The organism is Paenibacillus gyeongsangnamensis (assembly GCF_027533625.1).
Classification (GTDB): Bacteria; Bacillota; Bacilli; order Paenibacillales; family NBRC-103111; genus Paenibacillus_G; species Paenibacillus_G gyeongsangnamensis.
In genome coordinates, this window is record NZ_JAQAGZ010000009.1 from 115,962 (window position 1) to 129,727 (window position 13,766).

The 13,766-nt window shown below is 55.5% G+C and carries 14 protein-coding genes; all 14 read left to right on the forward strand.

What is annotated here, in order from left to right; genetic code table 11:
* Positions 1-9: 9 nt before the first annotated feature.
* The 14 genes from O9H85_RS15150 to O9H85_RS15215 all read left to right on the forward strand — a co-directional run bounded on the left by O9H85_RS15150 (position 10) and on the right by O9H85_RS15215 (position 13,615).
* A complete protein-coding gene (locus O9H85_RS15150; protein WP_269882267.1) occupies positions 10-1,014 on the forward strand; it encodes an asparaginase in 1,005 nt (334 codons plus the stop codon).
* 121 nt (positions 1,015-1,135) lie between these two features.
* A complete protein-coding gene (locus O9H85_RS15155) occupies positions 1,136-2,707 on the forward strand; it encodes a glutathione ABC transporter substrate-binding protein (protein ID WP_409348149.1) in 1,572 nt (523 codons plus the stop codon).
* 123 nt (positions 2,708-2,830) lie between these two features.
* Positions 2,831-3,757 (forward strand): ABC transporter permease subunit, encoded by a 927-nt coding sequence (locus O9H85_RS15160; RefSeq protein ID WP_269882269.1) that lies wholly within the window; start codon positions 2,831-2,833, stop codon positions 3,755-3,757.
* An 18-nt stretch (positions 3,758-3,775) separates the two neighbouring features.
* Entirely contained in the window at positions 3,776-4,690 is a 915-nt protein-coding gene (locus tag O9H85_RS15165; RefSeq protein WP_269882270.1) for an ABC transporter permease, read from the forward strand.
* 12 nt (positions 4,691-4,702) lie between these two features.
* On the forward strand, positions 4,703-5,707 hold the full coding sequence (locus O9H85_RS15170; RefSeq protein ID WP_269882271.1) for an ABC transporter ATP-binding protein: 1,005 nt from the start codon (positions 4,703-4,705) through the stop codon (positions 5,705-5,707).
* On the forward strand, positions 5,704-6,690 hold the full coding sequence (locus tag O9H85_RS15175; RefSeq protein ID WP_269882272.1) for an ABC transporter ATP-binding protein: 987 nt from the start codon (positions 5,704-5,706) through the stop codon (positions 6,688-6,690). Before O9H85_RS15170 ends, O9H85_RS15175 begins: the two co-directional genes overlap by 4 nt.
* Before the next feature lie 32 nt (positions 6,691-6,722).
* Positions 6,723-8,171, forward strand: a complete 1,449-nt coding sequence (locus tag O9H85_RS15180; RefSeq protein WP_269882273.1) for a M17 family metallopeptidase — start codon at positions 6,723-6,725, stop codon at positions 8,169-8,171.
* A gap of 14 nt (positions 8,172-8,185) precedes the next feature.
* A complete protein-coding gene (locus O9H85_RS15185; protein WP_269882274.1) occupies positions 8,186-8,884 on the forward strand; it encodes a copper homeostasis protein CutC in 699 nt (232 codons plus the stop codon).
* A gap of 33 nt (positions 8,885-8,917) precedes the next feature.
* The gene (locus O9H85_RS15190) at positions 8,918-9,877 is read left to right on the forward strand and encodes an ROK family protein (RefSeq protein ID WP_409348145.1); all 960 of its coding nucleotides are present in this window, start codon (positions 8,918-8,920) and stop codon (positions 9,875-9,877) included.
* A gap of 399 nt (positions 9,878-10,276) precedes the next feature.
* The gene (locus O9H85_RS15195; protein ID WP_269882276.1) at positions 10,277-10,489 is read left to right on the forward strand and encodes a virginiamycin B lyase family protein; all 213 of its coding nucleotides are present in this window, start codon (positions 10,277-10,279) and stop codon (positions 10,487-10,489) included.
* 14 nt (positions 10,490-10,503) lie between these two features.
* Entirely contained in the window at positions 10,504-11,091 is a 588-nt protein-coding gene (locus O9H85_RS37765) for a histone H1-like repetitive region-containing protein (RefSeq protein ID WP_409348146.1), read from the forward strand.
* A 233-nt stretch (positions 11,092-11,324) separates the two neighbouring features.
* Positions 11,325-11,582 carry a hypothetical protein gene (locus O9H85_RS15205; RefSeq protein ID WP_269882278.1) on the forward strand — a complete coding sequence of 86 codons (258 nt, stop codon included), beginning with the start codon at positions 11,325-11,327 and terminating at the stop codon, positions 11,580-11,582.
* A 478-nt stretch (positions 11,583-12,060) separates the two neighbouring features.
* Positions 12,061-12,768, forward strand: a complete 708-nt coding sequence (locus O9H85_RS15210; RefSeq protein WP_269882279.1) for a FadR/GntR family transcriptional regulator — start codon at positions 12,061-12,063, stop codon at positions 12,766-12,768.
* Positions 12,769-12,967: 199 nt separating this feature from the next.
* Positions 12,968-13,615 carry a GntR family transcriptional regulator gene (locus tag O9H85_RS15215; RefSeq protein ID WP_269882280.1) on the forward strand — a complete coding sequence of 216 codons (648 nt, stop codon included), beginning with the start codon at positions 12,968-12,970 and terminating at the stop codon, positions 13,613-13,615.
* Positions 13,616-13,766 lie beyond the last annotated feature (151 nt).

Below are 13,766 nucleotides of genomic sequence, written 5' to 3' on the forward strand. Positions count from 1 at the left end.
GAAATCGCGATGAGCTTTACCAAGCTGGTTGAAGAGTACCGCGGCGGTGTGTTGGAGAATGTTCATTACGGAGCCGTCTGCGTAGTGGACGAAAAGGGAACCGTCATTTACCGTGCCGGCCATCCGGAGCACATGACGTTCCTGCGCTCCGCCGCCAAGCCGTTCCAGGCCATTCCCGTCATGAAGCGGCGGATTGACGAAGTGTACGGGCTCACGGACGCGGAGGCTGCGCTGTTTGCGGCTTCCCACCGCGGGGAAGCCTTCCATATCGAGGCGCTGGAATCCATCCTGCACAAGACAGGCATTTCCGAGGAAGGACTTCATTGCTGCGCGACTTACCCGCTTAATGAAGATGCCAAGGCGCAGCGGCACCGGGCTCATGAACCGAAACGGCGGTTATTCCATAACTGTTCGGGCAAGCATTCAGGTCTCATCGCGCTCAGCAAGCATATGGGATGGGACGAACGCACCTACTACCTGCCCGATCACCCGGTGCAGCAGGAAATTATCGGGACACTGGCGGAGATCGCCGGGGTGCCGGTGTCATCGATCCCCGTCGGAATCGACGGCTGCGGCCTTCCTGTGCATGCGCTTCCATTACGCTCCATCACGCTGCTTTATTTGAAGCTGGCTTGCCCCGATCTCATCGAAGATCCTTTGACGCGTACGGCTGCGGCAAGAATGGCGAAGCTGATGAACGATTACCCGGACATGATCGCAGATACGCGGTTCGTCTGCTCCGCGCTGCTGAAGGACGATAACCTGTCCGCCAAGGGCGGGGCGAAAGGCGTCTACGGCATCGGCCTCCGCAAAGAGCGGCTCGGTATTTCGCTGAAGGTATCCGACGGCTCCGAGCAGGTGTGGCCTTGCATCATCGCATCCATCCTGGAACGCCTCGGTTACGGGAACAAGGAGACGATCAACCGGCTCTATGAGCTGGTTCCGAACGCGATTGTGAACGACGGCGGAACGCCGGTTGGTGAGAGAAAGGCCGTATTCACGTGGGAGCCTTAATCCGGGAATAAGCTTCAAACCCGCAGCCTGCCGAACCTTCGGGCGAGAAGTGATTCTAATAAATGAAATCATTCTAAAGGAGTGAAACACATTGAAAAGTAAAGGAAAAGCATGGTCTCTCATGATGTTGATGATCATGGTTGTGATCGTCAGCTCGGCCTGCACCTCGGGCAGCAAGCCGGCTGCCGGCACGACACCGGCTCCAAGCCCTGCTCCGGCCGCTTCGGCCGCCAAGCACGGCAATAACCTGGTCGTGGCGATCAACGCGAATTTCATTACGCTGGATCCGCACAATACGAGCGATACGCATTCCATCACGGCGGCAAGGACGATGTATGAAGGCCTCATGGGTTTCGATGACAATATGCAGGTGACTCCGGCGCTCGCCGAAAGCTACAAAATCAGTCCGGACGGCCTTGTCTATACCTTTACTTTGAAGCAGAACGTAAAATTTCACGACGGCACCGAGTTCAACGCCGAGGCGGTCAAAGCGAATTTCGACCGGATTCTGGACCAGAAGAACAACCTCCGGTTCCGCAAAAACTTCCTGAACGTGAACAAAATCGAAACGCCGGATCCGAAGACGGTTATTTTTACGCTCAGCCAGCCTTATAATGCTTTTTTGAATAAGCTGGCGATGGCGCTGATCATCAGCCCGAAGGCGCTGAAGGATTACGGCGCCGATATTTCCAAGCATCCGGTAGGCACGGGCCCGTACAAATTCAAGGAATGGGTGCAAGGCGACCGTCTCGTCGTTGACAAAAACCCGGATTACCGCCAGCAGGGCATCCCGAAGGTGGACAGCGTCACCTTCAAGCCGGTTCCGGAGAACGGCTCGCGGATCGCGATGCTGAAGACGGGCGAGGCCGACTTCATCTATCCGATGCCGACGGAGCAGGTGGCTCAAGTGAAAGGCCAAAGCGACATCGTCGTGGACACGATCGATTCCACCATCGTCCGTTACATTACGCTCAATACGATGAAAAAGCCGTTCGATGATGTGAAGGTACGTCAAGCGATCAACTATGCCATCGACAAGAACGCTTATGTGAAGGTCGTAAAGTCGGGCCTAGGCGCGAAGCTCGATTCCACGATGTCCTCCAAGACGCAGTATTACTCGAAGCAGACGGGCTATGATTACGATGTGAACAAAGCGAAGCAGCTGCTTGCGGATGCGGGCTATCCGAACGGCTTCCAAGCGGAAATCTGGGGCGAGAACGATTCGGAGACGATGAAGGGGATGCAGTTCATCCAGCAGCAGCTGGCGCTGGTCGGCATCAAGCTGGATGTGAAATCGATGGAAGGCGCGACCCTATCCGATCAGATCAACGCCGCCAAAACGCCGCAGGAGGCAAAAATCCAGATGTGGAATGTCAGCTGGTCCCCTTCCTCCAATGACGCCGACGGCGCGACGAGAGGGCTGTTCAGCAGCACGATGTTCCCGCCGGCGGGCTCCAACACGGCTTATTACAAGAACGACAATGTCGACAAATGGATTGAAGACGCCAATAAAGCCATCGATTCGGCACAAGCCAAATCGATTTATGCCGATATTCAGAAAGCGATTTGGGCCGATGCGCCTTGGGCGTTCCTGGGCGTAGACCAGGTCATTTCCGGCAAACGCTCGAACATCGACGGCGTAAAAGTCATGCCGGACGGCTCCATCCGCGTAGCGAATGCCGCAGTGAAGTAATCCGGTACAGCTGGAAATCAGCAGCAGGCAAAGTTTTATACGATGGGTGAGGAGGCTGCTTCTGAAGATATGCCGCGGAAGCAGCCCCCCTTTTTACGCTCAGTAGTGAAGGAGGTCACACGCTTGGGAAGATACGCATTGCAAAGGCTGGCCGGGGTTGTTCCGCTGATGCTGGTCGTATCGGTGCTGGTATTCATGTTTATCCACCTGATTCCGGGGGATCCGGCCCGGCTTATCGCCGGGAAAGAAGCGACGCTGAAAGAAATCGACGCGATCCGGGCGCAGCTTGGCCTCGATCAGCCGTTATGGAAGCAATATATCGGCTACATGAACAACCTGCTTCACGGCAACTTCGGTTATTCGATCAGGTCCGGGCTGCCGGTTGGCGAAATGCTGAAGAGCCGGTTCATGCCTACGATTTGGCTGACGGTCTTCAGCATGTCCTGGGCGCTCGTCATCGGCGTGCTGATCGGGATCGTCTCCTCTGTAAAAAGAAACCGGTGGCAGGATTACGCCGGCATGATCACCGCCATATCGGGCATCTCGGTGCCCGGCTTCTGGCTCGGTCTTGTCATGATCCAGATCTTCTCGGTCGAGCTGGGTTGGTTCCCGACCGGGGGGATTGATTCCTGGAAAGGCTATGTGCTGCCGTCCATTACTCTAGGGGCCGGCATCATGTCGATGCTCGCCCGCTTCTCCAGGTCGTCGATGCTGGAATCCATGCGGGAGGATTATATTCGGACGGCGCGCGCCAAAGGCCTGAGGGAACTCCTCGTCGTCGGCCGACATGCGCTGCGCAATTCGCTGATCCAGGTCGTTACCGTGGCAGGGCTGCAGTTCGGCTTTCTGCTCGGAGGTTCCGTTATGGTCGAGACCGTATTCAGCATTCCAGGGCTCGGACGCCTGCTTGTCGATTCGATCGCTTTCCGGGATTATACGGTGATCCAAGCGGAGCTGCTGCTGTTTGCAACCGAATTCATTCTCATTAATTTGGTTGTCGATTTGCTGTACGGCGTATTGAATCCGAAGATCCGGTACGATGCCAACTAGCAAGGGAGGAGGGTAATGATGAACGACAACCCAACGATAGTAAGTCCCGGATCGCCGGGAAGGTCCGATCCGGCTCCGGCTCCGTTAAGGAGAAATGGCCGGGCGGGGGAAGTTTTTCGCAAATTTTGCAAGCAGCGATTGTCGGTTGCGGCAGGCGCCGTGATCCTACTTCTGTTCTTGGTTGCCTTATTCGGCCCTTATTTGACTCCCTACAATCCCGATACGCCGAATTACGATGAAATCTTGCTCGGTCCTTCCCCTTCCCATTGGGCGGGAACGGATGAATACGGCAGGGATATCCTGAGCCGCTTGATCGCGGGCACACGGCTTACGCTTGCGGTCAGCCTCAGCTCCGTATTCATTGCGGCGGTATGCGGAACGATTCTCGGACTGCTCAGCGGTTATTACGGAAAATGGCTGGACCGGCTCATTATGAGGAGCAGCGATGTGCTCTTTTCGTTCCCGGATATTCTGCTCGCCATCGGGATTGTCGCGATCCTTGGTCCCGGACTGATGAACGTGGTCATCGCCGTAGCCGTATTCGGCACTCCGTCGTTTGCCCGGATCATCCGGAGCGTGACGCTGTCGACGAAGGAGACCTTGTTCGTGGAGGCGGCCCGCTCGATCGGAGCGGGGAACGGACGCATGATATGGAGGCATATTTTTCCCGAGACGCTGCCCAGCATTACCGTCAATCTTACGATGAAGATCGGAACCGCGATCTTGGCCGCCTCCTCCCTCAGCTTCCTCGGCATGGGAGCGAAGCCGACCGAGCCGGATTGGGGCGCGATGCTGAGCATGGGGCGCGATTATTTGAGCATCGCTCCGCATGTCGTTTATTTTCCGGGTGCGGCGATTTTTCTGACCGTGCTTGCCTTCAACCTGGTGGGGGACGGTCTGCGGGATACGTTGGATCCCAAAACGAAAAATTAGGGGGGACAGACCGTGACGACGAAATTGCTTGAAGTGGAAGGCTTGATCACGGAGTTCGACCGCGGCGGACGCATGGCTATGGCCGTAGCCGGATTGAATTTTCATATCAACCGCGGGGAGGTCCTGGGCCTTGTAGGCGAGTCCGGCTGCGGCAAAAGCGTGACCTCCTTGTCGATTATGAGGCTGCTGAAGGATACGCCCGGCCGGATCGCCGGAGGCTCCGTCCTCTTCGAAGGCACCGACCTGCTGCAGATCAAGGAAAAGGACATGCTGCGCATCCGGGGGAAAGAGCTGGCGATGATCTTTCAGGAGCCGATGACGTCCCTGAATCCGGTGCTGCGAATCGGCAAGCAGCTGGAGGAGCCGATCATGCTGCATTTGGGTTACGGCCGGAAGCAGGCAAGGGAGCATGCCGTCCATATGTTAAAGCTTGTCGGTATCCCGCGCGCCGAGGACGTAGTAAACGATTACCCGCATCAGCTGTCGGGCGGGATGCGGCAGCGGGTCATGATCGCCATGGCCATGTCGTGCCATCCGAAGCTGCTGATTGCCGACGAACCGACGACGGCGCTCGATGTGACGATTCAAGCGCAAATTCTCGATCTAATGAAGCGGCTCAAGGAAGAGCGCGACATGGGCATGCTGCTCATTACGCACGATCTCGGCGTGGTGGCGGAAATGTGCGACCGGGTCGTCGTGATGTATGCGGGTCGGGTCGTGGAAGAGGCTCCCGTTCAGGAATTGTTCGATGAGCCTCAGCATCCTTATACGAAGGGACTGATTCGCTCGGTTCCCAAGCTGAGGCAAAAGGTGAGGCGACTTGATTCGATTCCGGGCAGCGTGCCGGATTTGTACCAGATGCCGCAAGGCTGCAGATTTGCTCCCCGCTGTCCGTACGTGATGGAGAAATGCTTGTCGGCCGAGCCGGGTCTCCTTCCGGTGGAAGGAGACCCGGACCGAAAAAGCCGCTGCTGGCTGACGGAGGATCACGAACGGAAGGGAGGGGACTGTGCATGAAGGCTCCGCTGGTTGAGGTGAAAGACGTTCGGAAGTCGTTTCTCGTCCGTAAGGGCTGGTTCGGCGGCGACAAATATTTGCGAGCGGTGGACGGGATTTCGTTTGACATCGGCAAAGGGGAGACGTTCAGCCTGGTCGGGGAAAGCGGCTGCGACAAATCGACCACGGGGCGGCTCGTCACCCGACTGCTGGCGCCAAACGAAGGCGAAGTGTGGTTCGGCGGGCAGAACATCAGCAGGCTGAGCGATCATCAGATGCGCCCGCTGCGAAAGGAAATCCAGATGGTATTCCAGGACCCCTACGCTTCGCTGAATCCGAGAATGAAAGTGAAGGAGATCGTCGCGGAGCCGCTGCTGATTCATTCGAAGCTCAGCTCGCACGAACGGGATAAGCTGGCGGCCGAGCTGCTGGAGGAGGTAGGTCTGAACAGCTACCATGCGGAACGGTATGCCCATGAGTTCAGCGGCGGCCAGCGGCAGCGGATCGGCATTGCCCGGGCGCTGTCCGTACGGCCGAGTCTGATCGTGGCCGATGAGCCGGTATCGGCGCTGGACGTATCGATTCAATCGCAAGTGCTTAATCTGCTGCAGGATCTTCAGGAGCGATACGGGCTTACTTATTTGTTCATATCCCACGATTTGAGCGTGGTCGAGCATATCAGCGACCGCATCGGCGTGATGTATTTGGGCACGCTCGTCGAGACGGCGGGGAAGGATGAGCTGTACGAGCGCCCGCTGCATCCTTATACACAGGCGCTGCTGTCGTCCGTTCCGGTACCGGATCCGAAGCTGAAGAAGGAACGAATTATTTTAAAAGGAGATATTCCAAGTCCCGTGGATCCGCCTTCCGGATGCCGATTCCATACGCGTTGTCCTGCCTGCATGGACATTTGTAAACAATTGAAGCCGGAGTTCCTGGAAGTGGAGCCGGGACATCAGGTGGCATGCCATTTGTTTGACGAAAACGTTAGGCGGATGGGGTAAGAACTCGATTCTTTGTGAAAGAAGGGTTGACCATGGAGATTACGATCAGTCCGGACCGGAGGGCGGGGGTGTACGTACATCCGGTCTATACGGGCGAGAGCTTTGAATTCCCGCTTGGCGAAGAACGCAGGAAGTCCGGTACCGTCACGTGGTTTCACCCGAGAGCCGCCGGGGAGTCGGAGGTGCTTGTCGTCGGCATGGGCGGCCGGGGTGCTTCAAGTCTTGAGACGGTGCGCCGGGCGGGAGGGTTAAGCGCCAGAACGCTGCTGCGGGAAGGCCGATCCTGCGCGGAGCTTGTTCGTCCGATCACAGCGGGCGGGGGCGATAAGGAGGATGCGGCTGCGTGGCTGCAGGCTTGGACGGAGGGCTGGCTGCTGGGCTTGTACCGATTTGACAAATACAAGGAAACTGCCAAAGCGCCGGGCGGCGTCCGGTTGAATGTGACGCCGGAGGAGTGGCCGGAGCTGTCCGTACCGGAGCTGGAGAGCGCAGTGGAAAATGCCCGCATTCGAGCTGGAGGCACGGCACTGGCAAGAGATCTGGTAAATGAGCCTCCGGAAGTACTCCATCCGAATGCGCTCGTGGAGTCGGTGATTTCGCATTTCCACAGCATGCCGGTACGGATACATGTATACCGGGGGCCGGAGCTGGCGGCTCACCAAATGAACGGCCTCCTCGCCGTAGGCTCAGGAAGCCCGCATGATCCGGCTTTGATCGAAATCCGATACGAAGGGGACCCGAGCCTGCCGATGCTGGCCCTTGTCGGCAAAGGGATTACGTTCGATATGGGCGGCATGAACGTCAAGACCGGTCGGGATATCAGCGATGCGCGGATGGATATGGGCGGCGCTGCGGCAGTGGCCGGCGCGATGGATATTCTCGTCCGGCAGCGCAGGCGGGTGAATGTGACCGCGCTCATTGCCGTGGCGGATAATTTGCCGGACGCGAACGCGATGCTGCCGTCATCCGTCATCCGGTATCCGAACGGGTTAACCGTTCAGGTTGCGAACACGGACGGCGAGGGACGCCTAATCCTGGCGGACGCGCTGCTTCATGCTGCTAGGATTGGCGCTGCGGAAGCGATCGACATCGCCACGCTGACGGGCAATGTGGGCCAGGCGCTGGGGCTCGGCATTGCGGGACTATGGGGCGACGCGGAGATGTCGCGGATGCTGGTGGAGATCGGCGAACGGAGCGGAGAGCGGCTGTGGCCCATGCCTCTCATGGAGGAATATGAATCCGAGCTGCATAGCGATTATGCCGATCTGCGCAACGTCGGCACATCGACGCTGGCGGGAGCGATAACCGCCGCTTTGTTCATCCGCCGGTTCGTCGCCGAACCGATGCGCTGGGTTCATATCGATATGGCTGGCACCGTCCAGTATAAGCAGGATGTCGGCTATTCGGAGAAGGGCGCCACCGGATACGGGGCGCGTTTGCTGGCGGACTACGCAGCGAGCCACTTCGGGAATAAGGAATAAAAGGAGGGGACGATATGCTTCTGGAAGTCATTGCGACGTGCGTGCAGGACGCCTTGATTGCGGAGGATAACGGCGCCGACCGGCTGGAGCTGATTACCGCCGTGACGGAAGGAGGGCTTACGCCAGGCATCGGCATGGTCGAACAGGTCGTCCGGTCGGTTCGAATCCCCGTTCATGTCATGGTCCGTCCCCACAGCCGCTCGTTCGTTTATGACCGGCACGATTTGGCAACGATGGCGGCGGAGATGAAAGCCATAGCCTCAACCGGCGCGGCCGGCATCGTCTTGGGGGTGTTGACGCCGGAACTCCGCATCGACGAGCCGGCGCTGGAAGCGCTGCTGTCCTATACAGGCGGGATGCAGGTGACGTTTCACCGGGCTTTCGATGAGCTGAACGATCAAGGCGCCGGTCTGGAGGTGCTGAAGCGCTATCCGCCCATTACCCGAGTGCTGACTTCGGGTGGAAGAAGGCCGGCCGAAGAGGCGATTCCCGAAATCCGCCGCCTGGTGGAGCAAGCCCGCGGAAGCGGGGTTCGCATTCTGGCCGGTCACGGCTTGACGACGGAAGGGGCTTCGTCTTTTATCGAACAAACCGGGGTAACCGAGGTACACTTCGGCTCCGCGATCCGCTTCAGCCGGTCCGGACTGCAGGGGATCGACCCGGCCAAGCTTCATTCGTTAGCCGGCAGGCTTCACGCTATGGATCGGGCTTAGGAGAAAGCAAAGAACGGAAAAGGTGTGAATCGATTGCAAAATAAAGAGAAGTACGTCGTGGGAGTGGATTTGGGAGGCACCAAGATGGCGGTTGCTCTATTCGATGGGCAGGGCGCTCTGGTGAACCGCGACCGCATGGAAACGGCCGGGGTGAAAACCGCCGCAGAGCTCACGCAGCACTTGGTGCAGATGATCAACCAGGTAGCGCAGGGGCGGCCGTTATCCGGAATCGGCCTCGCCTCCGCCGGAGCGGTCAACAGCCGGGAAGGAATCGTGCTCCACGGGACCAACCTTCCGGAGTGGGAGAATGTCCCCCTGAAGAAGTGGATGGAGGAGTCGCTCGGTACCGAAGTCCAAGTCGTTAACGACGCCAACGCCGCAGCCTGGGGAGAGTATGTGAGAGGGGCGGGCAAAGGCTCGGAGAATATGGTTTATGTCACTCTGAGTACCGGTATCGGAGCGGGCATCGTCTTGGACGGCAAGCTTCTGCTAGGCAGCCACTCGTTTGCCGGCGAGCTCGGCCATACCATCTTAGACCCGGATGGGCCGCTGTGCCGCTGCGGGAACCGCGGCTGCTGGGAGACGGTATCGTCGGGGACGGCGATCCGGGATTCGGCGTTAAGGCTGTTGGAGCATACGCCATCGGCTATCGCGGACATTGCGGCGGCCGCCGGGGAGGCGGTTTCGGCCAAGCACATCTTTGAAGCGCGGAAGCGTAGCGATCCTGTAGCGATCCAAGTGCTCGATCAGGCAATCTACTTCATGGCATTGGGCTTGGTGAATGTCATTCATTCGTTCAACCCCGACCGGATCGTGGTCGGCGGCGGCGTCAGCAAAGCGGGAGATCTGCTCTTCCCGGCGCTTCGGGCCGAGACGCAGCGGCTTGTCATGGAGCCTTACCGCCGCACCTTCGAAATCGTGCCTGCAGGTCTAAAGGACGATGCCGGCCTGGTGGGCGCGGCTGCCTTGTTTCATACCTGTGACGGCAGATGAGCAGAATCTGCATATCGTATATACGGCTGCTGCAGGATTGAATTCGGCAGTGTAATATGCTGTTGAAAGGGTGACTTTAAGCCATTGATCTACTAATCCTGCTCTCAGAAGCAAATCGTGATCGAACGAGTTGATCTGGATAGGGTTAGTTCGGGCTTTTTTCAATATGAACATGGGGAGGTAAGATTTACTTCGTTGAAGCAGTCTCTCCATGCATCGCTGTGCCTGCCTCCTATCCGCTGAACGGCGATAGGGGGCTTTTTTGGTTGATAAGATTTATAAACGCGCTGGTCCCTTGTAAGACAAGGACGGCGCAGCCGTTTATCCTGGCGTAGGCTGCCTTATTACCGGGGAAATAACTTAATGAATGAGGGAGGCAGTGGAACATGGATATGAATTTTGAAAGAATACGCAGCAAGCGGGGATACTGGGCCCTACGGGATCGCGAAGGGAATAGATCTTGACTTGTGGTTTGCGGAGCAAAAAGCGAATCGCATCGGGCGAATCGCGGTCAGCGGCGAAATCGTAAGCTACGGCATCCCGACCCCGGGTTCCAGTGACTCCATGCAAAAGGCCAGGGAATTTGCGCCCTGGCTTTTGGTTTGGTATTAAATTCGTAACCTGATGTGCCGGTTAAGCCATCATTAGTTCTAGGAGATATCTGTAGTAAAGTATTCTTGTCTACCAAAAGGCATCCCACCGGAAGGCATCCCGCCGGAAGGCATCCCACCAAAAGGCATCCCACCGGAAGGCATCCCGCCGGAAGGCATCCCGCCGGAAGGCATCCCGCCGGAAGGCATCCCGCCAAAAGGCATCCCGCCAGAAGGCATCCCGCCGGAAGGCATCCCGCCAAAAGGCATGCCGCCAAAGGGCATGCCACCAGAAGGCATCCCGCCAAAAGGCATCCCGCCAAAAGGCATCCCGCCAGAAGGCATCCCGCCAAAAGGCATCCCGCCAAAAGGCATCCCGCCAAAAGGCATCCCGCCAAAAGGCATCCCACCAGAAGGCATGCCGCCAAAGGGCATGCCGCCAAAAGGCATGCCGCCAAAAGGCATCCCACCAGAAGGCATCCCACCAAAGGGCATGCCGCCAAAAGGCATTCCAGCAGAAGGCATGCCGCCAAAAGGTATCCCTGCAAAAGGCATCCCGCCTCCAAAGCTTCTAACGTGTTGATTATCCATATATTCTCCTCCGTTCATAATATAGTCATTTGACTATGTATACTATGGTTTTTATCATCATTCGTTCGTAATTGGATGTAAAATAGGCTTGATCCATTACTAACATAATGTATGTACCTTACTTATTATTTGTAAATAAACGCACATTACGAGCCTTTATTCTTTTAAATCGTTGATAGATTTGTGTATAAATTTAATAGTTTTGTCCATACTAAGTGCTAGAACTGAAGTTAAGAATTGAAAATGATGAAGGGAGAGGTTCTTTGATGTCGGACAAAAACACGCTATTCTGGCTCGAGACAGCCGAAAGCATAGCCAGGAATAAGTACGACGGTCAATATACGCTAATAAAACTTCCCGAGGGCTACCGTTTTTGTTTTGGTATCCTGGATCATCGCTACGATCTTGCACAAATGGCCAGCGGCGAAACCATGGTAGATGCCATCATGCTGGGTGTAATTCAAGAGACCAGAGCCATTAAACGTATTCTGGTTAACTTTGAACCTGAGGATCATCTGGATTAATTCTTTTATGACATCGTAAATATCTCCCTGGAAGGAGGATCATAAACATGCAAACCAAACCTATAAAAAATAAAAGCGCAATTTTATTCAATCGTCTCCATTTCCTGCTATGGGTAAAAACCGGCAAAAATCAATACCTTCAATTAATCCAAAAGATGGTGTAAGAGGTTGAAGAAGCTGCTTTGTCTAAATAAAGAAGCATATAGAAAAAACGGTTGAGCAAAGGATCGTTCCTGTCCAACCGTTTTTCGTTTTTGAATGCCCCGGTAACTTGAGGGTCAAGCAGTTTGGCGGTAAACCAGTTAGCTTGTAAGAAGCTGGCAAGTCATCGATTCAGTGTTCGGAAGACCGGCATTACCCCACTCGGTTCTTGCATAATTTCCCTTGACTTCTAGTGCAACCCGGGATTAAGATAAAGAAGCGGATAATTGGGTGATCCAATTGTCCGAAAGTATCACTCCGTTGGAAGGTAGCGACTATGACCATAAAAAAAATCAAGTACCATCGTGTATATGAAGACGTGATCGAGCAGATTGAAAGCTTGATTCTCGACGGCAACCTCGCTCCGGGCGACGTGCTGCCTACCGAAAGAGAGCTGGCTCAAGCGTTCGGCATCAGCCGGGGGACGCTTAGAGAGGCCTTCCGCATTCTGGAGCGCGAGGGATTGATCGAAACCCGGCCGGGCGGCGGCCGCTTCCTCAGCAAGAATCTGAATCAAGCGGAGGACCAGAAGCGAATCCTTGAGAATATTGAGCGTGCGACCATCATCGAGCTGCTGGAGGCCAGGGAAATATTCGAGACGGGGATTGTCGAGCTGGCGGCGAAGCGGGCGACGGAGCAGGATATCTCCGAGATCGAAAGCGCGCTGGAGAAGTGGGGCAAGATCGACAGCGAGTCGGATGACCCGGGCAACCCGGACCAGGCGTTCCATCTCTCGATCGCCAAGTCGACGCACAACGTGGTCCTTGTCAACTTGATTGATCTGCATATGGATCTGCTGCAGAAGACGATGATCAAGACGGTGGAAATTCCCGGCCGCAAGAGCGAGGTTTATAAGGAGCACTTCAACATTCTCCAAGCGATTAAGGAGCATGATCCGTTGAAGGCCAAAGAAGCGCTTCTATATCATTTGGGACAGGTGAAGCAAAATATTCAATTGAAAGCGTTACATTCAAACGGTGAATAAAACGCCGTTTGCGACATTTAATTGGATCATCCCACCTTAATCAGGTTCGGCCGTAAGGATAGTATTGCTGCGAGTAGGGACGGATCAACCGATCTTAACAAATTCCTTACATACAAGATCTTGCATACTTGTATACGGAATTGTTAGAATAGGTTGATCCTGTTTGCATTTATTTCTAAATATAAGGAGCTATACGTTCATGTCCGACACTCCACTTGGGGATATTGCTTACCAAGCGATCCGCCAAAAATTGCTGAACGCGGAATATGTGCCCGGCGACCTGCTGTCGGAGAGCGAGCTGGCCGGGGCGCTGAAGATGAGCCGCACCCCGATCCGGACGGCAATTGACCGCCTGGAGAAAGAAGGGTTTCTCGAAACCTTGAAGAAACGCGGAGTTCTGGTGAAAGAACTCAACTTCAATGAACTGTTCGATATATTCGACTTGATGAATGCGATGCACATGTACGTGCTTCAAATAATTGAGCAAGAACAGTACGAAATGGACCTGGAGGAGATGAAACGCTGCCTGGACGCCTTGGTCCTGGCCAGCGAGGAGAAGCGGTACCGCGACTATTACGAGAACGGCCTGCTGCTGATGCGGTCCCTGCTCGCTACGATTCACAATCGATGCTTCTTGGATACGTTCGATATGTACAAGGACAAAATTTTATTCTATGTCGTGGCGACCCGATCGACAAGGCGTCAGAACCAGCCGTACACCGGCAAGAAACTATACACCGAAATTTATGAAGCTTTAGTGGCCCGCAACTTCGAGCAAGCGAAGAAGGCCATTCATGAATCGAAGACTAAGTCCAGAGAAGAGCTGGTCCGAAGCGGAATTTTGTAAGTTCATACGGAAAGCGATAGCCTCTCACTGCGGTGGGGGGCTTTTTTGCATAGGTCAGGAATCGAGATTTACAAAATAGATAAACCGAGTTAACACTCCTCTTACATACAAGAATTAAGATTCTTGTATACAAGATCAAAACCAATCCTCT